The sequence below is a fragment of the Mesorhizobium sp. WSM4906 genome, assembly GCF_029674625.1.
GTDB lineage: Bacteria > Pseudomonadota > Alphaproteobacteria > Rhizobiales > Rhizobiaceae > Mesorhizobium.
In genome coordinates this window covers 156483-177304 of sequence record NZ_CP121355.1, presented here as the reverse complement: position 1 = coordinate 177304, position 20822 = coordinate 156483, and the positions used below count along the sequence as shown (strand labels likewise).

Below are 20822 nucleotides of genomic sequence, written 5' to 3'. Positions count from 1 at the left end.
TGCCGTCGCGCCATGCTGGGCGCGGCCAGCCAGCAAGGACAATCCGATGCCTGCCTATCGTTCCCGCACCACCACCCATGGCCGCAACATGGCCGGCGCCCGCGGCCTGTGGCGCGCCACCGGCATGAAGGATTCGGATTTCGGCAAGCCGATCATCGCGGTGGTCAATTCCTTCACCCAGTTCGTGCCGGGTCACGTGCATCTGAAGGATCTCGGCCAGCTTGTCGCCCGCGAGATCGAGAAGGCCGGCGGCGTCGCCAAGGAGTTCAACACCATCGCCGTCGACGACGGCATCGCCATGGGCCACGACGGCATGCTCTATTCGCTGCCGTCGCGCGAGCTGATCGCCGACTCCGTCGAGTACATGGTCAACGCGCATTGCGCCGACGCCATGGTCTGCATCTCCAATTGCGACAAGATCACGCCCGGCATGCTGATGGCCTCGTTGCGCCTCAATATCCCGACAGTCTTCGTGTCCGGCGGCCCGATGGAGGCCGGCAAGGTGGTGCTGGCCGGCAAGGCGCAGGCGCTCGATCTGGTCGACGCCATGGTGGCGGCCGCCGACGACCGTGTTTCCGACGAGGACGTCAAGGTCATCGAACGCTCGGCCTGTCCGACCTGCGGCTCGTGCTCGGGCATGTTCACGGCCAACTCGATGAACTGCCTGACCGAAGCGCTGGGCCTCTCGCTGCCTGGCAACGGCTCGACCCTCGCCACCCATGCCGACCGCAAGCGCCTGTTCGTCGAGGCCGGCCATCTGATCGTCGATCTCGCGCAGCGATATTACGAGCAGGACGACGAAACAGCGCTGCCGCGCAGCATCGCCTCCAAGGGCGCCTTCGAGAACGCCATGGCGCTCGATATCGCCATGGGCGGCTCGACCAACACGGTGCTGCATATCCTCGCCGCCGCGCACGAGGGCGAGGTCGACTTCACCATGGAGGACATCGACAGGCTGTCGCGAAAGGTGCCGGTGCTGTGCAAGGTGGCGCCGGCCAAGGCCGATGTGCATATGGAGGACGTCCACCGCGCCGGCGGCATCATGGCGATCCTCGGCGAGCTCGACCAGGCCGGCCTGATCAACCGCGATCTGCCGACGGTACACACCGCCACGCTCGGCGAGGCGCTCGATCATTGGGACATCGCCCGCACTTCGGCCGAGAATGTGCGCGCCTTCTTCCGCGCCGCGCCCGGCGGCGTCCCGACGCAGGTCGCCTTCAGCCAGGATCGGCGCTGGGACGAGCTCGACACGAACCGCGAGACGGGCGTTATCCGCTCGGCCAAGACGCCGTTCTCGAAGGATGGCGGCCTGGCGGTGCTGAAGGGCAATCTGGCGCTCGATGGCTGCATCGTGAAGACGGCCGGCGTCGACGAGTCGATCTTGAAATTCACAGGCCCCGCGCGGGTCTTCGAAAGCCAGGACGCGAGCGTCAAGGCGATCCTCGGCAACGAGATCAAGGCGGGCGACATCGTCGTCATCCGCTATGAGGGGCCGCGCGGCGGTCCGGGCATGCAGGAGATGCTCTACCCGACCAGCTACCTGAAATCGAAGGGCCTCGGCAAGGCCTGCGCGCTGATCACCGACGGCCGCTTCTCCGGCGGCACGTCGGGTCTGTCGATCGGCCACGTCTCGCCCGAAGCCGCCGAGGGCGGGCTGATCGGCCTGGTCCAGGAAGGCGACACGATCGAGATAGACATCCCGAACCGCAAGATCCATCTCGCCGTCAGCGAGGCCGAGCTTGAAGCGCGCCGCGCCGCGATGGCGGCGAAGGGTGCCGATGCCTGGAAGCCGGCGGAAAAGCGCAAGCGCAAGGTGACGGCGGCGCTGCGCGCCTACGCCGCCTTCGCCACCAGCGCCGACAAGGGCGCTGTGAGGAAAGTGCCGGAATAAGGCCCAGCCTTCCCCTTCTCCCACAAGGGGAGAAGGGAGAGGCGCCCCTACGGCATCAGCTGATATTCATAGAGCTTCTGGTAAAGCCCGCCCTGCTTGAGCAGCGTGTTGTGCTCACCGCTCTCCCGCACTTTGCCGTTCTCCAGCACCACGATCGTGTCGGCCTGGTGCACCGTCGACAGGCGGTGCGCGATGACGATCGTCGTGCGTCCGGCGGTGAGCTGCTGCAGCGCGTCGCGGAACAGCGCTTCCGACTCGGCGTCGAGCGCGCTGGTAGCCTCGTCCAGAAGCAGGATCTCGGCGTTGCGCAGCATCGCGCGCGCGATCGAGATGCGCTGGCGCTGGCCGCCCGAAAGCAGCGAGCCGTTCTCGCCCACTTCCGTCTCGTAGCCCTTGGCCATGGCGCTAATGAAGTCGTGCGCATTCGCGGCCCTGGCGGCGGCGATGACCTCGTCGTCGGTCGCGCTCTCACGGCCGAGGCGGATGTTGTGCATGATCGTGCCGGCGAACAGGAACGTGTCCTGGCTGACATAGGCGATCTTCTCCCTGAGAGAGGCAAGTGTGGCGTAGGAGATGTCCTGCCCGTCGAACATCACCTTGCCGCTCTGCGGGTCGTACATGCGCATGATCAGGTTGAGGATGGTCGACTTGCCGCTGCCCGAAGGCCCGACCAGCGCCGTCATCTTGCCGGCTGCCAGCGTCAGGTTGAAGCCGTCGAACACCGGCGGGCTTTCGGGATAGGCGAAGCTGACATTGTCGAAGCGGATTTCGCCCGGGCCTGGCTGCAGCGGCTTGGCGTCGGGCTTTTCGGCGAGCGTCAGCGGCCGGTCGGCGAGCTGGAACATCATGCGCACGCCGACGATGCCGGTCTCCAGCGAAATGCGCACGCGCGCCAGACGTTTTGCCGGCTCATAGGCGAGCAGCAGCGCTGCGATGAAGGCCATGATGTTGCCCGGCATCTGGCCGCCCTCCAGCACCAGGAAGCCGCTGACCAGAACCGCGCCTGCGATCGCCAGGCCGGCAAGCGTTTCCATCACCGGGCTGGTGGCCGCTTCGAGCGTCGCGATGTTGTTGGCGCGGTTCTGCACGTCCGACACGGCCTTGTACATGCGCTTGCGCATGGCGCCTTCGAGATTGAAGGATTTGACGACGCGCACGCCGATCGCCGTCTCCTGCATCACATGAACGATCTGGCCGAGCGAGCGGAACTCCATCTGGGCGATCTTGCGGACGCGCTTCAGGATGCGATTGATGCCGTAGATCGCCACCGGCCCGACAATGAAGCAGATCAGCGACAGGACCGGCTGCTGCCAGACCATGACCAGCACCAGGACAATGAGCGTCACCAGGTCGCGCACATAAGATGTGACGACGAGGTCGAGCACGCTGCGCGCCGCCTGGGCATTATTGGTCATGCGGGTGATCAGGTCGGACGACGAGGTCGAATGGTAGAACTCGATGCCCTGCGCCAGGATCCGGTCATAGATCTTGCGCTGCCGGTCGGCGATGATGGCGTTGCCGACCCTGCTCATGAAATAGGCCTGGACGAAATTGGCCACGCCCTTGAGCAGGAAGATGACCGCGACCCCGCCCGCGATCAGGTTGACGCGGTCGATCCGCTTGTAGATCACGAATTCGTTGGTGATCTCGCGCAGGATCCAGGCGCTGGCGCCCGTCATGGCGGCCACCACCAGCATCGACACTATGGCCGCGCCATAGCCGAATTTGTGCTCCCGGAAGGATTCCCTCACCAGCCTCGCGACGAGGCGCTGGTTCTCCGTCGAGCGGAAGAAGCGAAACAAACGGCTTATCCCATGTGAATTTCGGATTCGCCACGAAGGCGAGAGGCGGCTTATAGAGCGAGTTGCCGCCGGAGGAAACCTTCCGCCGACGGGGGAAGAAAAGGCTGCGGCAGGCCGTCCTTTTAGCCACGGTAGCTACTGATTCTACAAAGGGATGACGAAAGATGGATTTCGACCTCATCGTGCGCGGCGGCACGCTGCCGGACGGCAGGATTGCCGATATCGGCATCGCTGGCGAGACTATTCGGGCGATCGAGGCGGAACTGCCGGGCTCGGCCCGCAGCGAAGTCGACGCGCGCGGCAATCTCGTCTCGCCGCCCTTCGTCGATCCGCATTTCCACATGGACGCCACGCTGTCATACGGCATGCCGCGCATCAATGCCTCGGGCACGCTGCTCGAAGGCATCGCGCTCTGGGGCGAATTGAAGCCGCTTTTGACGCATGAAGCCGTGCGCGACCGCGCGCTCGCCTATTGCGACTGGGCCGTCTCGATGGGCCTGCTCGCCATCCGCAGCCATGTCGACGTGTGCGACGACCGGCTGCTCGCCGTCGAGGCGCTGCTCGACGTCAAGAAGACGGTCGCGCCCTATATCGACCTGCAGCTGGTCGCCTTTCCGCAGGATGGTCTCTACCGCTCGCCGACGGCGCTCGAAAACACCATCCGAGCGCTGGACATGGGCGTCGACATCGTCGGCGGCATCCCGCATTTCGAGCGCACCATGGCCGAGGGCACGCGCTCGGTGACGGAGCTTTGCGAGATCGCCGCCAAACGCGGCCTGATGGTCGACATGCATTGCGACGAGACCGACGATCCGCTGTCGCGCCAAATCGAACAGCTTGCCTATGAAACGCAGCGCCTCGGCCTGCAGGGCAGGGTGGCCGGCTCGCATCTCACCTCCATGCATTCCATGGACAATTACTACGTCTCGAAGCTCCTGCCGCTGATCGCCGAAGCCGGCGTCTCGGCAATCCCCAATCCGCTGATCAACATCATGTTGCAGGGGCGCCACGACACCTTCCCTAAGCGCCGCGGCCTGACCCGGGTGAAGGAAATGCTGGCGCTTGGCATCCGCGTCGGCTGGGGCCAGGATTGCGTGCTCGATCCGTGGTACTCGCTGGGCACCGCCGACATGCTCGACGTCGCCTTCATGGGGCTTCACGTCGCCCAGATGTCGAGCCCGTCCGACATGGCGCGCTGCTTCGACATGGTCACCAACGTCAACGCCGCCATCATGGGCCTCGACCATCTCGGCCTCGCCGTCGGCAAGCGGGCCAGCCTGGTCGTGCTCGACGCCGGCAACCCGATCGAGGCCGTGCGCCTGCGCCCTGAGCGCCTGTGCGTGATCGCCAGGGGCAAGGTGGTCGCCGAACGGACGAAGCAGGAGACCAGGCTGTCGATCGCCGGCCGGCCGGCACAGGTGAACCGGCGGCATAAGACAGCGTAGGTCGCGTGCGCGGACGGACAGCGCGCTTCCGCCAATCTCCAAAGCCAGCGATTTGCCTCGTTTGGGCCAAAGCATCATGAACGGTTCGCGATTGGCCGGAATGCTCGTCACTTCGTCATCCTATGGCGAAGCAAGGAGCGAAGCGACGCGGCGCAGACCATAGGATCCATGCCATTACTTATGAGAGTTGCGGCGGCTCAGAACGTCCTCTGTTCTGCACCGCCTTCACTCGTCGCGCGAGGTCACGGTATGGATCCTCGGGTCTGCGCGTCCGCTTCGCTCCCGCTCCGCCCGTGGATGACGAAGTTCCGGCGCTTCGGCCAACCTCGTTTCCGCCGCTGGTCTTACGGATTTCCCTCGTCAAAGCGACAGCTTGCGAGTAGGGAGCCGGCATGGCCCAGTCCATCGCCCGCAATTTCGCGATCCGCAACGTTCTGCTCGCCGGCATCCTTTCGATGCTGGCCGGCGACTTCATGTTCGCGCTCAACGACGCGATGGGCAAATGGCTGGTCGCCTCCTTCTCCGTCGGCCAGGTCGTGCTGATCCGCTCCATCGGCGCCTTCTTCGTGCTCGGCCCGATGATCGCCAACCAGGGCGCAGGCAAGCTGTTCCAGATGGAAAGGCCGCTGCTGCAACTGCTGCGCGTCGTGGCGACCACCCTCGACACCGGACTGTTCTACGCCGCCGTCGTCTATCTGCCGCTCGCCGACGTGATGAGCTTCTACATGGCCGGACCGATCTATGTCGCCGCGCTGTCGCATCTCCTGCTTGGCGAGAAGGTTGGCTGGCGGCGCTGGCTGGCGATCCTGGTCGGCTTCTGCGGCGTGCTGATCATCCTGAAGCCTTCGTCGTCGGCGTTCTCGCTGTCGTCGACCTATGCCCTGATCGGCAGCATCGCCTTCGGCTTCGCCATCATCCTCGGCCGGCGTTTGCGTGGAACGAGTGACACCACTTTGGTCACCTGGCAGACCATCGGCACGCTGATTGTCGGCGGGGCGTTCACCATCGGCACCTGGCGCGCGCCGACCGCGCTCGATTTCGGTGCCATGCTTCTGCTCGGCGTCGTGTCCTGCGCCGCCCATCTGATGATCACCAGGGCGCTGAAGCTGGCGCCGGCCTCGACGCTGGCGCCGCTGCATTACAGCCTGCTTCTGTGGGCGATCGTCTTCGGCCTGGTTTTCTTCGGCGATATGCCGAGCCCGCGTATCCTGGCCGGCTCGGCGATCGTCGTGCTCGCCGGCATCTTCATCTTCCACCGTCAGAAGGTGGTGGAAACCGCGGTGCCGCCCGAGAATGTGCCGAAGGGCGTCAATTAGCCTTTTCGTATCGCTGCCAGGTGCCGTGAAAACTCCTCCGTTTCCATCAGCGCCTTGCAGCGGGCAAAGCGGCCGTCGGCATAGGCGCGGAAATCGTCGACCGGGTTGGCGTTGGCGAGCTGGATCAGCCCCCACAGCGTCCAGAGCAGGTCGCACATGGCCTTGTGGATGACGATACGTCCGCGCTCGGCAGGCCTCGCTTCGCCGCCGAAATAGGCGCGCATCAGCTCCTCGTCCTGGGCGGCGTCGAACCTGCCTTCGACGGAGAGGTCGCCGAGGTCCCACAGCGGATCGTTCATGCCGGAATATTCCCAGTCCACGATCCACATCCGCTCGCCCGTATCGAGGAAGTTTTCGCACAGCGGATCGCAGTGGCAGGCGGCAAGCTGGATCGGATGGGCGGCAAGTGCGGCGCGCACCACCTCGGCCTCGCGCACCACGTCGTGATAGCCGGCAGGCAGCGCGACGTCCTTGGTCGACAGCACTTTCAGATAGTCGTCGATCATCGCGAACAGCTCGAAGCGGAAGGGAAAGACCGCGCCGGATGCATGAAGTTTCCGGAAGGCTTCGCCGGCCCGCGCCGGGCTGCCCGGCCTTGTCTTGAACTTCTCGGGCGACATCGTCTCGGCGCCGGCGACGAAGCGCGTCGCCATCACACCCGAAGCAGGATCGGCATAGAGCACCTGAGGGCTGACGCCGGCCTTCGCCGCCTCGCGCGCCGCCACCGCCTCGTTGGCGCGGTTGATGTATTCCTGAGTGCCCTTGCCGGGAATGCGCAGGCAGACCTCGCCGGCCCTGTAAACACGGTTGGTAAGGCCGCCTAGCCGCTCCAGCGGACCGTCATAGCCGGCCAGCATCGGAATGGCGGCCAGCGCCACGCGCGCCTCGTCCATCGTCATCCCCCTTTACCATCACTCCATGTTTTGCGGCGGAACGGTTCCACAGTTTTTGCCGCTTGGCTACCATGGGAGACGCGAATCGGCGGCGGGAGCGGCTATGGCGGACGGCAAGCACAACAAGGCGCTGGGCGCCGCCTACGCGGCGACGCGGCCGGAGGAAGTGGCGGCGATCTATGACAGCTGGTCCGAGACCTATGACGCGGAGATGTCGGCCGCCGGCTATCGCCATCCGACGATCTGCCTGGCGCTGCTTGCCCGCCATCTGCCGCGCGGCGCCGAACCCTTGCTCGACGCCGGCGCCGGCACCGGCCTGATCGGCGAATGGCTGGCCATCACCGGCTACCCACAGGTCGAAGCGCTCGACATCTCGCAAGGCATGCTGGACAAGGCTGCGGCGAAGGGCGTCTACGCGGCCCTGCATCGCCTGGCGTTGGGTGGCGCCTTGCCTTTCGCCGACGGCACCTATGCCGGCATCGTCTCGGCCGGCGTCTTCACCTCGGGCCATGTCGGGATCGAAGGCCTGGACGAACTGATCCGCATCTGCCGTCCAGGCGGCATCATCGTGCTGACGGTCAAGAACACGCTCTGGCAGGCCGGCTTTGCGGAGCGTATCGCCGGGCTGGAAGCGCAGGGCGCGATAACCCGCGTCGAGGAGACACGGCCTTACGCCTCGATGCCCGGCGAGGCTGACACGGTGCCGAGCAGAGGCCTGGTGCTGCGCGTCATTTAGGAGCGCTGCCATCGACGGTTTCGACGTTGCAAGAAAAGCGCCGGCACTGCGGCCAGCCCACTTCTCCCCGTCACTATACGGGGAGAAGTGCCCGGCAGGGCGATGAGGGGCAGCGCTGACTTCGACGATTAACGCGTCCAGCTTCAAGTCGAGGCCCGTTGCTCCGATTTTGCCTATCCAGTGCTGGCGCCGCCCCTCACCTGCCTGCCGGCATCCTCTCCCCGTATAGTGACGGGGAGAGGGGCGCTGTGTCGGCGGTTTCGCCAATCGCCAAAGTAGCAGTATGAGAGCGGCGCGAGGAGCGCGCGGATGCGTGCCAGCCCTAACTCCTGATCTTCTCTCCCGCCGGATCGTACATCGGCTCGACATGGATCTTTGCCGGCGTGCGCTCCATCGCCACCACCAGCTCGTAGTCCCCCGAGGCGAGGAAATCGTCGCTGACGCCGTCGGCGTTGCGCACATAGCCATAGCCGATGTTCTTCTCCACCGTGTAGCCGTAGCCGCCGCTGGTGAGATAGCCGACCGGCTCGCCATCGCGCAGGATCGTCTCGCGCCCGACCAGCACGATTTCGGGATCGTCGACCGTGAAGCCGGCAAGGCGTTTGGTCGGCGGCTTGCCGGCCGTCGTCTCCAGCGTCCGCCGCCCGACGAAGTCGGTGTTCTTCCGAAGCTTCACCGCCCAGCCGAGGCCCGCTTCCAGCGGGGTGTCGTTCGGCGTGATGTCGGAACCCCAGGCGCGGTAGCCCTTTTCCAGCCGGAGCGATTCCAGCGCCCGGTAGCCGACCGGCCGGATGTCATGCTTCTTTCCCGCCGCCATCAGCGCATCGAAGATCTCGCCCGTGGCGGCGATCGGCACATGCAGCTCCCAGCCGAGCTCGCCGACATAGGTCACCCGCAGCGCCCGCACCTTGTGGCCGGCGATGTTGATCTCACGCGCATGGCCGAAGGGAAAGGCGGCGTTGGAGACATCCGCATCCGTCACAGCTGCCAGCACGTCGCGGGCACGCGGCCCCATCAGCGACAGCGTGCCGAAATCCTCGGTGACGTCTTTCAGCGTCGCATCGAGTCCTTGGCCGATATGGTCGCCGATCCATGAGAGATCATGCGTGCGGAAGCCGGTGCCGGTGACGATGTAGAACCTGTCTTCGCCGAGCCTCGCCACGGTGAGATCGGCCTCGATGCCGCCGCGCGTGTTGAGAAGCTGCGTGTAGGTCAACCGTCCCACGGACTTGTTGATGTCGTTGGCGCAGATCCAGTCGAGCGCCTTCAGCGCATCGGCGCCGGTCATCTCGTATTTGGCGAAGGAGGATTGGTCGAAGATGCCGACTTTTTCGCGCACATGGCGATGTTCCTCGCCCACCGGCCCGAACCAGTTTTGCCGACCCATCGAGTAAACGTCTTCGGGCTCGACGCTATCGGGCGCGAACCAGTTCGGCCGCTCCCAGCCGAGCTTGGAGCCGAACACGGCGCGATGCGTCTTCAGCCGCTCGTAGAGCGGCGAGACGATGCGGGGTCGGCCGGACAGATATTCCTCGTGCGGGAAGCCGATCGTGTAGTGCTTGCCATAGGCTTCGAGCGTGCGGTCGCGCACCCAGTCGCGGTCGCGGTGCAGGTCGGAAAAACGCCTGATGTCGACCACCCAGAGGTCGAGCGGCGCCTCGCCGTCGACCACCCATTGCGCCAGCACCCAGCCGGCGCCGCCGCCCGACGCGATGCCGAAGGCATTGAAGCCGGCGCCGACGAACATGTTGGAACATTCGGGTGCTGCGCCCAGGATGAAATTGCCGTCCGGCGTGAAGCTCTCCGGCCCGTTGATCATCTGCTTGACGCCGGCGTTGGCGAGCGCCGGCACGCGCGCGATCGCCTGAGCCATATGCTGCTCGAAGTGGTCGTAATCGTCGTCGAACAGGCGGAACTCCCAGTCGTTGGGCACGTCGCCCCCCGGCAGACCAGTCGTCCATGCCTGCGGGTTCGGCTCGTAACCGCCCATCACCAGCCCGCCGACCTCTTCCTTGAAATAGGTGCGTCGGTCGGGGTCGCGGATCGTCGGCGCGTCGTTGGCGAGCCCTTCGATCTTCTCTGTGATGATGTACTGGTGCTTCACCGGCTGCAGCGGCACGTTGATGCCGGCCATCGCGCCGACCTGGCGTGCCCATTGTCCGGCGCAGTTCACCACTTTGTCGCAGGCGATATCGCCCTTCTCGGTCTTCACGGCCGTGATGCGGCCGTCCTTCATCTCGAAGCCGGTGACGCGCACGTCCTCGTAGAGCCTGGCGCCGTGCATGCGGGCACCCTTGGCAAGCGACTGCGTGATGTCGGAAGGGCTCGCCTGGCCGTCGGTCGGCAGCCAGGAGGCACCGACGAGGTCGCTTGTTTCCATCAGCGGCCACATGCGCTTCACTTCGGCCGGCGACAGGAGCTGCATCTCCATGCCGAAGCTCTTTGCCGTCGTCGCCAGTCGCTTGAACTCGGTCCAGCGGTCGGCGTTGGTCGCCAGTCGCAAACAGCCGGTCATCTTCCAGCCGGTGGCAAGCCCCGTCTCGGCCTCAAGCCCCTTGTAGAGCTCGACCGAATATTTGAGCACGCGCGTGATCGAGGCCGAGGAGCGCAACTGCCCGACCAGGCCGGCCGCGTGCCAGGTCGAGCCCGAGGTCAGCTTGCCCTGTTCCAGCAGCACCACGTCGGCCTTGTGGTCGCGCGCCAGGTGATAGGCGGTCGAGCAGCCGATGATGCCGCCGCCGATGACGACGATTCCGGCGTGGCTGGGCAGGCTCATGGGTGCAGTTTTCCGTACTTTGTCTGGTAGTTTTCCAGCGCCGCGTCGAGCCGCACCAGGTTCTCCTCGGTGTAGGCGACGTAGTCGATGCCGGGCGCATCGAGATAGAGCTCGGAGACCATGCTCCACATCGCCTCGCGCAGCAGGGAGGCGCATTGCATGGCCGCGTGCGACCGGCGGATCTCGCTGTCCGGCTCCTTCATGAAGTAGGCGGTCAGGAAGGCGAAGGACTCCTCGTCGCTCATGCCGGCATTGGAGGCCGCCCCGGCGAGATCGAACATGGCCGTGTTGAAGCCGGCATACTCGAAATCGATCAACCACAGCCGCTTGCCGTCGTCGAGGATGTTCGCCGGCAACAGATCATTGTGGCCGAAGACGATCGGCAAAAGCTTCTGCGCCCGTTCGAGCTCGTCCGCCAGCGTCAGATAACGCGGCAGCTGGTCCTTCTTGCGGCTGCCGCCTTCATCCAGCGTGCGGGCATAGTCGCGGATCACGTGGAACACCCAGAACATGAAGCCGGCGCCCGAGACGTGGTTCGGCATCTCGCGATGGAAGCCGCGCAGCAGCGCCGCCACGCGGCCGAGATTGGCGCGCACGTCCTCCCCGAGAAAGGTCCTGGCGCCTAGAAATTCCGTCACCAGGATTCCGGGCTCGGCATAATGCACGGCCGGCGCGAACCCGGCCGCATGCGCCGCCCGCGCCGTCATCACCTCGCGCTCGCGAAAAACATGGTGGAACGGGAAGTCCTGGCCGAAGCGCACGACATGCCGTCCGGCGCCGTCGGTGACGACATAGTTGGCGTTGCTCAGGCCACCTGGCAGCGGCTCGATCTCGATACTGCCGGTCCAGCAGGGCAGGGCACGGATGCGATCTTCGACAACTGCGGGGCCACTCACGGCTTTGTTCCTGCTTCAGCCGGCTTTCGACAAAGCGCCGGTTTCTGAAAAAGCGATGAAAAAGAACAAAAAAGCCTCGTCGGTGCGGGACGCCGGGATTGATATCCCTCACCGCACCGACGAGCCCCTTGGCCAGGTTTAGGATCCCGGCATCCGCCCCCGCGGATTCGAAAAAAGCTCTCGCCAGGCACGTTCCAGAAGATCTGGTCGGTCGATTGCGGCTCTGCCATCATCCTCTCGTGGCAGTTCCGAGCCTGTCACGGCGTTGATCTCACGCCAGCGCGATCCGACTGTCAATCAAAAGCTGTGACCTTTTTTGGGTGTTTTGCCCGAAAATATAAGCAATTCCTTTAAAAGCGTTAGGAATGCCTTAGAATCGGTCAAAATTCCGGACATTCACATGATCCACTCGAAACGGCATGGCGAAATCCTGCGGCTCCTCAACGAGGAGGGCACGATCACCATCGCCAGCCTGGCCGAGCGGCTGGGCGTGTCGCTGGAGACGGTGCGGCGCGACGTCAGGCCGCTCACCGACGAGGGATCGATCCTGAAGATGCATGGCGCCGTCGGCCTTCCGTCAATGGCCGGCGAGGCGCCGTTCGAGCGCCGCATGCGCGAGAATGCCGAGGCAAAGCGCCTGATCGCCCGCATGGTCGCGGCCACCATCCGCGACGGTGAGTCGGTCATGCTCGACACCGGCACCACCACGTCCTTTCTGGCGCGCGAGCTGCTCGGCCATCGCCGGCTGACGGTGGTCACCAACTCGTCCGACATTGCCCGCACGCTGGCGACGGTGAACGGCAACAAGGTCTACATGGCCGGCGGCGAGCTGCGCAGCGATTCGGGCGCGGCTTTCGGCGTCACCGCGATCGATTTCGTCAGCCGCTTCTCGGTCAGCCACGCCGTGATCTCGATCGGCGCGGTCGATGCCGTCGCCGGCCTCACCGACTATGAGCTGGAGGAGGCGGAATTCGCTCGCATGGTGCTGTCGCGCGGCCAACGTTCGTTGGTCATCACCGACCATACCAAGTTCGGCCGGCAGGGACTGGTCCAGGTCTGCGGCTTCGACGGCTTTTCCGAGCTTGCCACCGACCAGCCGCCGCCGCGCGACATCGCCGCCGCGCTCAGCCAGGCCGGGGCGCGGCTCAGCATTGCGGTGGCTTAAGGCAATTCCAGGAGATTTTATCCAGCCGGAGATGAGCGGTTGGTGAGCTCCGACGGGCCGCCAAAGCTCAATTGTCCCACTTCCCACAGCCGCATTGGCCGTGTTTAGTCCGCCCATGGCCTTCACCATCCGCCAGCTCCAGTTCTTCGTCGCCGTCGCCGAGCAGGGCACGGTGTCGGGCGCCGCGCAGAACCTCTCCATTTCGCAATCCTCGGTCACCGAGGCGATCAAGGAACTGGAGAGCGACCTCGGCGTCGAATTGTTCGAGCGTCATCCGCGCGGCTTGAACATCACGCACAAGGGTCACCAGTTCCTGCGCCACGCGACCAAGATCCTGGCCGATGTCTCCGATGCGCGCCGCGCTTTTCTCGGCGACCAGATGACGGCCGGCGGGCGGCTGCAGCTCGGCGTCACCTCGCTGGTTGCCGGCTACGTGCTTTCCGATTTGCTGGCGCGCTACCGCCGTGCCTACCCAAGCGTCGAAGTCTCGGCCATCGAGGACAATGGCGACTATCTCGAGCACCTGCTGGTCGGCGGCAAGCTCGACATCGCCGTCATGGTCACCTCGAATTTGCGCGACCGCACCGCGCTGCAATCCGAAATCCTCGAGGTTTCCGCCTATCGGCTCTGGCTGCCGCTCAGTCACAAGCTCGCCAGCGCCGATATCATCTCGATCGGCGACATCGCCTCCGAACCGCTGATCATGCTCACCGTCGACGAGATCGAGGAGAACACCGGCAAGCTGCTCTCGGCGATCGGCGCGAGACCCCACGTCGCCTTCCGCACCCGCTCGGTCGAAGCCGTGCGCAGCCTCGTCGCCACCGGAGCCGGCGTCGCACTGCTGCCCGACCTCGTCTACCGCCCATGGTCGCTCGAGGGCGACCGCATTGAATCCCGCGATATCTCCGGCTCGCTTCCGGTGGTCCAGGTCGGCATGGTCTGGCGCCGTGGTTCCAGCCTCCCGCAGGCCGCCCGCGACTTCATCGGCCTCGCCCAGTCACAGCGCATGGTCCGTCAGCGGCTCTGAAAGCTATCGGAAAATCCGATATCGCCTTTCTGATAAATGAATTTGCGAAACCGGATTTTTCACAGCAATTTTCCTGCCAGGGAACAGAGCCGCCCGGGAGCGCGGCGGTCGGGGCGCTAAGAGCTCCGGCGTTCAGGTTTGCGCATGATCCTTTCCGAAAACCGGACCGGTTTCGGGGTCATGCGCCAAAATGGGAGATCGATGATGAGTGCATTCCTGAAGTCATGCACGGCGTTGACGGTTGCGCTGACCTTCTCGGGTCAGGCGATCGCCCAGGTCAAGGAGCTCGGCAAGGGCGAGGGCGAGGTCAATATCGTCGCCTGGCCCGGCTATATCGAGCGCGGCGAGACCGACAAGAACTACGACTGGGTGAGCGCCTTCGAGAAGGAGAGCGGCTGCAAGGTCAACGTCAAGACCGCCAACACCTCGGACGAAATGGTCTCGCTGATGAACGAGGGCGGCTTCGATCTCGTGACGGCTTCGGGTGACGCTTCGCTGCGCCTCGTCGCCGGCAAGCGCGTGCAGCCCATCAACACCGATCTCATCAAGAACTGGAAGACGGTCGACGATCGCCTGAAGGACGCGCCCTGGTTCACGGTCGACAAGGTGCACTATGGCGTTCCCTATCAGTGGGGCCCGAACGTCCTGATGTACAACACCGACGTGTTCAAGGAAGCGCCCAAGAGCTGGAACGTCGTCTTCGAGGAAATGAAGCTGCCCGACGGCAAGTCGAACAAGGGCCGCGTCCAGGCCTATGACGGCCCGATCCACATCGCCGATGCCGCCAACTACCTGATGTTCCACAAGCCGGAACTCGGCATCAAGGACCCCTATGAGCTCAACGAGGACCAGTACAAGGCGGCGCTCGACCTGCTGCGCACGCAGCGCACGCTGGTCGGCCGCTACTGGCATGACGCCGCCATCCAGGTCGACGACTTCCAGAACGAAGGCGTGGTCGCCTCCGGCTCGTGGCCCTATCAGGTGAACACGCTGGTCGCCGCCAAGAAGCCGATCGCCTCGACCGTTCCCGAAGAAGGCGTCACCGGCTGGGCCGACACCACCATGATGGAGGCGGACGCCGCCCATCCGAACTGCGCCTATATGTGGCTCGAGCACTCGCTGTCGCCCAAGGTCCAGGGCGACGTTTCGGCCTGGTTCGGCTCGCTGCCGGTCGTGCCGGCCGCCTGCAAGGGTAACGAGCTGCTCGGCGAGGAAGGCTGCAAGACCAACGGCTACGACAATTTCGAGAAGATCAAGTTCTGGAAGACGCCGGTGTCGAAATGCGCCAGCCAGAACGACCAGTGCGTGCCCTATTACCGCTGGGTGTCGGACTATATCGGCGTCATCGGCGGGCGGTAGGCTCGCCTAGCCTTTGGAAATTGGCGCTGCCCCTCACCCTTACCCTCTCCCCGTGAAGAACGGGAGAGGGGTCGCCAGCGCTGGAGGTTGTCCCTTCTCCCCGTCCTTCACGGGGAGAAGGTGCCGGCAGGCGGATGAGGGGCAGCGCAGACGCCCGAATTTGAGGCCTGATCTTCAAGGCAGCCCATGACCTCCGCCGTTTCCTTCAAACAAGTCTCGCGCCATTTCGGCAGCGTGCGCGCCGTCGATGCGGTCGATCTCGATATCGCGCCGGGCGAGTTCTTCGCCATGCTCGGGCCGTCCGGTTCCGGCAAGACGACCTGCCTCAGGCTGATCGCCGGCTTCGAGCAGCCGACGGCGGGCTCCATTTCCATCTTCGGTGAGCGCGCCGAGGGCGTTCCGCCCTATCGCCGCAACGTCAACACCGTCTTCCAGGACTACGCGCTGTTCCCACACTTGAACGTGCTCGACAATGTCGCCTACGGGTTGATGGTCAAGGGCGTCGGCAAGGCCGAACGGTTGAAGGCGGCGGAAGAGGCGCTGTCGCTGGTTCGGCTGCCGGGCTACGGCGCCCGCCGTCCCGGCCAACTCTCCGGCGGCCAGCGCCAGCGCGTCGCGCTTGCCCGCGCGCTGGTCAACCAGCCCAAGGTGCTGCTGCTGGACGAGCCGCTCGGCGCGCTCGACCTCAAGCTGCGCGAGAACATGCAGGAGGAATTGAAGTCGCTGCAGAAAGTGCTCGGCATCACCTTCGTCTTCGTTACCCACGACCAAGGTGAAGCGCTCTCGATGGCCGACCGCGTCGCCGTCTTCAACGACGGCAGGATCATGCAGGTCGGCACGCCGGAGGATATCTACCAGCGGCCGAAGACGCGCTTCGTCGCCGATTTCGTCGGCTCGTCCAACGTGCTGCCGCCGGATTTCGTCCACCGCTATTCCGGCCAGCACCGCTGGGGGAGTCTCAGGCCTGAATCCATCCGCGTCTCTCCCGCGACGAGCGGCGACGGCGTCGCCGCTCGCCTGGTCGGCACCAACTATCTCGGCGCCACCACGAGGTTGGCGCTCGATGCCGACGGGCTCAGGCTCCATGCCATGGTGCCGGCGGGCATGGCGCTGCCCGCCGAGGGCGAGGCGGTGATGCTCACCTTCAACCGCGAGCACCTGCATCTGATGGACGAGACGGTATGACGGCACTTGGGATAGTAGCCTGTCGGGCAGGCGAGGCGCTCTACGGCGCCCCCCTCTGTCCTGCCGGACATCTCCCCCGCAAGGGGGGAGATTGGACGTCGCGACCGCTTTCGCCAATCATCAAAGTTTCAGGGAGAGGGCCGGCGGCTGAGCTGCTGATCTCCCCCCTCGTGGGGGAGATGTCCGGCAGGACAGAGGGGGGCGCGAAGGAACTCTGCCTTTCCCATGTCCTCCCCAAAGGCGAGGCGGCCCCATGACCATCGCCGCGCTCAACTCCAATCCGGCCCCCGCCATCCTGCCGGGCAGCGGCGGCATGCGCGGTGCGCTCTCCGACCTCTTCTGGCGCCGGCCGAAACTCCTGCTTCTTCTGATGCTGCTGCCGCCGCTTCTGTGGTTGGGCATCGTCTATATCGGCTCGCTCTTCGCTCTGCTTTTGCAGAGCTTCTTCTCGATCGACGAGTTCTCCGGCCTCATCAACCGCGAGTTCACGCTGAAGACCTATGGCGACCTGTTCCAGGCCGCCAATCTCGACATCATCCTGCGCACGGTGACGATGGCGGCGCTTGTCACGCTCGCCTCCGCGGCCGTGGCTTTCCCCATCGCATACTACGCTGCACGCTATGCGCGCGGCCGCTGGAAGGCGCTGTTCTATCTCGGCGTCATGCTGCCGCTGTGGTCGAGCTACCTGGTCAAGATCTATGCCTGGAAGCTGATCCTCGCCAAGGAAGGCATCCTCACCTGGCTGTTCGCCAAGCTGAACCTGCTTTGGCTGCTCGACGGCTGGCTGTCGCTGCCGATCGTCGGCGGCAACTCGCTCTCGGTGTCCTTCACCGGCACCTTCATCGCCTTCGTCTATGTCTGGCTGCCTTTCATGATCCTCCCCGTTCAGGCGGCGCTCGAGCGCGTGCCAGGCAATCTGGTCGAGGCCTCGTCCGATCTCGGCGCCTCACCCGGCCAGACCTTCCGCAACGTGCTGTTTCCGCTGGCGCTGCCCGGCATCGTCGCCGGCTCGATCTTCACCTTCTCGCTGACATTGGGCGACTACATCATCCCGCAGATCATCGGCACCTCGCGGCTCTTCATCGGCCAGGCCGTCTATTCGCAGCAGGGAACCGCCGGCAACATCCCTTTAGCCGCCGCCTTCACCGTGGTGCCCATCGTCATCATGGGCTTCTACCTCTGGGGCGCCAAGCGCATGGGAGCTTTCGATGCGCTCTGATCGCGGCCAGTCCGCTCCGCTCGGCCTGAAGATCGCAGCCGCCTGCGGCCTGCTGTTCCTGCACCTGCCGATCCTTCTGATCTTCGTCTACGCCTTCACGACGGAAGAAAAGAGCTTCGTCTGGCCGCCGCCGGGGCTGACCACGCAATGGTTCGCCGTCACCTGGAACCGGCCGGACGTATGGGAGGCGCTGTCGCTGTCGATCCGCGTCGCCGCCATCTCGACGGCGATCGCCCTGGTGCTGGGCACGCTCTGCGCCGCTGCCGTCTCGCAGACGCGCTTCTTCGGCCGCGAGACCATTTCGCTGCTGGTCATATTGCCGATCGCGCTGCCAGGCATCATCACCGGCATCGCGCTGCGCTCGGCCTTCGCTCTGGCCGACATCCCGTTCTCGTTCTGGACGATCGTGCTCGGCCACGCCACCTTCTGCGTGGTCGTCGTCTACAACAACGCCGTCGCCCGCCTCCGCCGCGCCTCCGGCTCGATGATCGAGGCCTCGATGGACCTCGGCGCCGACGGCTTCCAGACGTTCAGGCATGTCGTGCTGCCCAATATTGCCACCGCGCTCCTTGCCGGCGGCATGCTCGCCTTCGCGCTGTCCTTCGACGAGGTCATCGTCACCACCTTCACTGCCGGCCAACAGCAGACCGTGCCGATCTGGATGCTGGAGGAGCTGATCCGCCCGCGCCAGCGCCCGGTCACCAATGTCGTGGCCATGGTGGTCGTGCTGGTGACGCTGCTGCCGATCTTGCTTGCCTATTACCTGACCCGCGACGGCGACCAGATCGCCGGCAGTGGAAAATGAAAAACAGCGCGTAGGGAGTAGCGAATAGCCAATAGGGAAATCATAGCCGTCCCTCTACTCGCTATTCGCTACTCGCTATTCGCTCCTTTTAAGGGAGACACCCAATGGACACCCAGATGCTGATCGGCTCGAAATTCGAGAAGGGCACCGAAACCGAGGAGCCGATCCTCAATCCGAAAACCGGGGCGACCATCTTCAACTTGGCCGAAGCGAGCCCGGCGCAGATCGAGGCCGCCGTCAGTGCCGCCGAACAAGCGTTCGTCAGTTGGTCGCGCACGACGCCTGCGCAGCGCTCGGGCTATCTCTTGAAGATCGCGGACCGTATCGAGGCGGAGGCGAAGGAGTTCGCGGAGCTCGAGGCGTTGAATTGCGGCAAGCCGATCAACGCGGTGCTTAATGACGAGATTCCGGCGATCGTCGACTGCTACCGCTTCTTCGCCGGCGCGGTCCGTTCGATGCCCGGCCAGGTCGCCGGCGAATATCTGCCGGGCCACACCTCGATGGTCAGGCGCGATCCGATCGGCATCGTCGCCTCCATCGCGCCTTGGAACTATCCGCTGATGATGATGGCCTGGAAGCTGGCGCCGGCGATCGGCGGCGGCAACACGGCCGTCTTCAAGCCGTCGGAGCAGACGCCGCTGACGGCGTTGAAGCTGGCGAAGATCCTCTCGGAGATTCTGCCGGAAGGCGTCGTCAATGTCGTGCTCGGCCGCGGCGACAGCGTCGGCAACACGCTGATCAACCATGCCAAGGTCAACATGATCTCGATCACCGGTGACGTTGCCACCGGCAAGAAGGTGCTGCAGGCCGCCGCCAAATCGGTCAAGCGCACGCATCTCGAACTCGGCGGCAAGGCGCCGGTGATCGTGTTCGACGATGCCGACCTCGGCGCCGTGGTCAACGGGCTGCGCGCCTTCGGCTACTACAATGCCGGCCAGGACTGCACTGCCGCCTGCCGCATCTATGCCGGCAAGAAGATTTACGACAAGCTCGTTGCCGACCTCTCCTCGGCGGTCTCGACCATCAGGTACAACCTTCCCGAAGATACCGAGAACGAGATCGGGCCGCTGATCTCGCGTCGCCAGCGCGACCGCGTCTCGAGTTTCGTCGAGCGCGCCTCGGAACTGAAGCACATCGAGATCACCACCGGCGGTAAGCCGGGCGAGGGCTCGGGCTTCTACTATCAGCCGACGGTTGTCGCCGGCGCGCTGCAGGAGGACGAGATCGTGCGCCGCGAGGTATTCGGCCCGGTCGTCTCGATCACCCGCTTCTCGGAGGTCGACGAAGCGGTGAACTGGGCCAACGACAGCGACTACGGCCTCGCCTCGTCCGTGTGGACCAAGGACATCTCGCGCGCCATGGCGACGGCCGCCCGCCTGCAATATGGCTGCACCTGGATCAACACCCACTTCATGCTGACCAACGAGATGCCGCATGGCGGGCTCAAGCAGTCCGGCTACGGCAAGGACATGTCGCTTTACGCGCTGGAAGACTACACCGCCGTTCGCCACGTCATGGTGGCGCACGGCTAGCGCTTTACCTCTTCCCTTGTGGGAGAGGTCGGATTGCCCCGATTTGCTCTTCGCAAATCGGTTGGCAATCCGAGTGAGGGGTAAGCTTGGCGCCAGGCCGGCGCCCCTCATCCGACCGAGCTTCGTCACCTTCTCCTACAGGAGAGGAGCAAACGGAGGCAAGCATTTCAACCGGGGAGGAAAACAACAATGCAGCGCCGCCAATTTCTGACATCAGCAGCCGTCGCCGCCACGCTTTTCGCCGTGACGCCGTCCTTTGCCGGAGACACCGCGCAGTCGGTGGTCGAGGCCTACGTCGCGGCCTGGAATGCGCATGACTCGGCCAAGGCCGCCGGCTACTTCGCCGATGACGTGACCTATTACGATGCCTCCGTCGGCAAGCCGGTGGCCGGCAAGGACGCCGCCAAGACCGGCGTCATCGACAACTTCCTGAAGGCCGTTCCCGATGCCGTTTGGACAATGAAGGGCAAGCCGGTTGTCGATGGCGACCGCGTCTCGTTCGAGTGGGAGTTCTCCGGCACCAACACCGGTGCCTGGGGCGACGGCACGGCCGCCACCGGCAAGAAGTTCTCCTTCACCGGTGCCTCGACGTTTTCCATCAAGGACGGCAAGATCGCGACCCAGAGCGACTATTACGATGCGCTCGGCTTCTACAAGCAACTCGGCCTGATGTAGGGAGCGGCGGTCTTTCCTTCTCCCCGTTTTACGGGGAGAAGGTGGCCCGAAGGGCCGGATGAGGGGCAGCGCCAAGTTCTGAGAAGTCAGCTCCGCCCCT

Annotated in this window: 16 protein-coding genes; 12 read left to right on the top strand and 4 right to left on the bottom strand. The window is 64.7% G+C overall.

All coding sequences use genetic code 11. The features are described from left to right. The first annotated feature begins 46 nt into the window (after nt 1-46). Nucleotides 47-1891 carry a dihydroxy-acid dehydratase gene (gene ilvD, locus QAZ22_RS00820; protein ID WP_278205054.1) on the top strand — a complete coding sequence of 615 codons (1845 nt, stop codon included), beginning with the start codon at nt 47-49 and terminating at the stop codon, nt 1889-1891. 47 nt (nt 1892-1938) lie between these two features. Here the strand turns inward: ilvD and QAZ22_RS00815 are convergent, their stop codons facing one another. Then, the gene (locus QAZ22_RS00815; RefSeq protein ID WP_278205053.1) at nt 1939-3693 is read right to left on the bottom strand and encodes an ABC transporter ATP-binding protein; all 1755 of its coding nucleotides are present in this window, start codon (nt 3691-3693) and stop codon (nt 1939-1941) included. Nucleotides 3694-3857: 164 nt separating this feature from the next. Here QAZ22_RS00815 and QAZ22_RS00810 point away from each other — a divergent pair, with 164 nt between their 5' ends. Next, nucleotides 3858-5138 carry an amidohydrolase family protein gene (locus QAZ22_RS00810; RefSeq protein ID WP_278205052.1) on the top strand — a complete coding sequence of 427 codons (1281 nt, stop codon included), beginning with the start codon at nt 3858-3860 and terminating at the stop codon, nt 5136-5138. Nucleotides 5139-5530: 392 nt separating this feature from the next. Next, the gene (locus QAZ22_RS00805) at nt 5531-6454 is read left to right on the top strand and encodes a DMT family transporter (RefSeq protein WP_278205051.1); all 924 of its coding nucleotides are present in this window, start codon (nt 5531-5533) and stop codon (nt 6452-6454) included. Here QAZ22_RS00805 and QAZ22_RS00800 read toward each other — a convergent pair. Next, a complete protein-coding gene (locus QAZ22_RS00800; RefSeq protein WP_278205050.1) occupies nt 6451-7353 on the bottom strand; it encodes a phosphotransferase family protein in 903 nt (300 codons plus the stop codon). The genes QAZ22_RS00805 and QAZ22_RS00800 overlap by 4 nt on opposite strands. A 97-nt stretch (nt 7354-7450) precedes the next feature. Here QAZ22_RS00800 and QAZ22_RS00795 point away from each other — a divergent pair, with 97 nt between their 5' ends. Continuing rightward, on the top strand, nt 7451-8083 hold the full coding sequence (locus tag QAZ22_RS00795) for a class I SAM-dependent methyltransferase (protein ID WP_278205049.1): 633 nt from the start codon (nt 7451-7453) through the stop codon (nt 8081-8083). A gap of 322 nt (nt 8084-8405) precedes the next feature. Here QAZ22_RS00795 and QAZ22_RS00790 read toward each other — a convergent pair whose 3' ends face one another. Further along, a complete protein-coding gene (locus QAZ22_RS00790) occupies nt 8406-10859 on the bottom strand; it encodes an FAD-dependent oxidoreductase (protein WP_278205048.1) in 2454 nt (817 codons plus the stop codon). Beyond that, nucleotides 10856-11755 (bottom strand): phosphotransferase family protein, encoded by a 900-nt coding sequence (locus QAZ22_RS00785; protein ID WP_278205047.1) that lies wholly within the window; start codon nt 11753-11755, stop codon nt 10856-10858. Before QAZ22_RS00785 ends, QAZ22_RS00790 begins: the two co-directional genes overlap by 4 nt. Before the next feature lie 400 nt (nt 11756-12155). Between QAZ22_RS00785 and QAZ22_RS00780 the strand changes: the two genes are divergently transcribed. From QAZ22_RS00780 to QAZ22_RS00745, 8 genes are all read left to right on the top strand, one after another. After that, complete coding sequence (locus QAZ22_RS00780) at nt 12156-12920, top strand: DeoR/GlpR family DNA-binding transcription regulator (protein WP_278205046.1); 765 nt, start codon at nt 12156-12158, stop codon at nt 12918-12920. Nucleotides 12921-13035: 115 nt separating this feature from the next. Then, the gene (locus QAZ22_RS00775; RefSeq protein WP_278205045.1) at nt 13036-13947 is read left to right on the top strand and encodes a LysR substrate-binding domain-containing protein; all 912 of its coding nucleotides are present in this window, start codon (nt 13036-13038) and stop codon (nt 13945-13947) included. Between the two features lie 204 nt (nt 13948-14151). After that, a complete protein-coding gene (locus tag QAZ22_RS00770; RefSeq protein WP_278205044.1) occupies nt 14152-15306 on the top strand; it encodes an ABC transporter substrate-binding protein in 1155 nt (384 codons plus the stop codon). Between the two features lie 186 nt (nt 15307-15492). Continuing rightward, a complete protein-coding gene (locus tag QAZ22_RS00765) occupies nt 15493-16491 on the top strand; it encodes an ABC transporter ATP-binding protein (RefSeq protein WP_278205043.1) in 999 nt (332 codons plus the stop codon). Nucleotides 16492-16744: 253 nt separating this feature from the next. Next, the gene (locus QAZ22_RS00760) at nt 16745-17710 is read left to right on the top strand and encodes an ABC transporter permease (protein WP_278205042.1); all 966 of its coding nucleotides are present in this window, start codon (nt 16745-16747) and stop codon (nt 17708-17710) included. After that, nucleotides 17700-18515 carry an ABC transporter permease gene (locus tag QAZ22_RS00755; protein WP_278205041.1) on the top strand — a complete coding sequence of 272 codons (816 nt, stop codon included), beginning with the start codon at nt 17700-17702 and terminating at the stop codon, nt 18513-18515. Before QAZ22_RS00760 ends, QAZ22_RS00755 begins: the two co-directional genes overlap by 11 nt. Nucleotides 18516-18619: 104 nt before the next feature. Then, a complete protein-coding gene (locus QAZ22_RS00750; RefSeq protein WP_278205040.1) occupies nt 18620-20047 on the top strand; it encodes a gamma-aminobutyraldehyde dehydrogenase in 1428 nt (475 codons plus the stop codon). Nucleotides 20048-20236: 189 nt separating this feature from the next. Further along, nucleotides 20237-20722, top strand: a complete 486-nt coding sequence (locus QAZ22_RS00745) for an ester cyclase (protein WP_278205038.1) — start codon at nt 20237-20239, stop codon at nt 20720-20722. Nucleotides 20723-20822: the final 100 nt, after the last annotated feature.

Bases quoted from the DNA above. Each gene is read 5' to 3' on its own strand.
- QAZ22_RS00780 (WP_278205046.1), top strand. From the start codon at position 12,156: ATGATCCACTCGAAACGGCATGGCGAAATCCTGCGGCTCCTCAACGAG.
- QAZ22_RS00765 (WP_278205043.1), top strand. From the start codon at position 15,493: ATGACCTCCGCCGTTTCCTTCAAACAAGTCTCGCGCCATTTCGGCAGC.
- QAZ22_RS00805 (WP_278205051.1), top strand. From the start codon at position 5,531: ATGGCCCAGTCCATCGCCCGCAATTTCGCGATCCGCAACGTTCTGCTC.
- QAZ22_RS00755 (WP_278205041.1), top strand. From the start codon at position 17,700: ATGCGCTCTGATCGCGGCCAGTCCGCTCCGCTCGGCCTGAAGATCGCA.
- QAZ22_RS00745 (WP_278205038.1), top strand. From the start codon at position 20,237: ATGCAGCGCCGCCAATTTCTGACATCAGCAGCCGTCGCCGCCACGCTT.
- QAZ22_RS00750 (WP_278205040.1), top strand. From the start codon at position 18,620: ATGGACACCCAGATGCTGATCGGCTCGAAATTCGAGAAGGGCACCGAA.
- QAZ22_RS00800 (WP_278205050.1), bottom strand. From the start codon at position 7,353: ATGACGATGGACGAGGCGCGCGTGGCGCTGGCCGCCATTCCGATGCTG.
- ilvD (WP_278205054.1), top strand. From the start codon at position 47: ATGCCTGCCTATCGTTCCCGCACCACCACCCATGGCCGCAACATGGCC.
- QAZ22_RS00795 (WP_278205049.1), top strand. From the start codon at position 7,451: ATGGCGGACGGCAAGCACAACAAGGCGCTGGGCGCCGCCTACGCGGCG.
- QAZ22_RS00810 (WP_278205052.1), top strand. From the start codon at position 3,858: ATGGATTTCGACCTCATCGTGCGCGGCGGCACGCTGCCGGACGGCAGG.
- QAZ22_RS00760 (WP_278205042.1), top strand. From the start codon at position 16,745: ATGACCATCGCCGCGCTCAACTCCAATCCGGCCCCCGCCATCCTGCCG.
- QAZ22_RS00770 (WP_278205044.1), top strand. From the start codon at position 14,152: ATGAGTGCATTCCTGAAGTCATGCACGGCGTTGACGGTTGCGCTGACC.
- QAZ22_RS00775 (WP_278205045.1), top strand. From the start codon at position 13,036: ATGGCCTTCACCATCCGCCAGCTCCAGTTCTTCGTCGCCGTCGCCGAG.
- QAZ22_RS00790 (WP_278205048.1), bottom strand. From the start codon at position 10,859: ATGAGCCTGCCCAGCCACGCCGGAATCGTCGTCATCGGCGGCGGCATC.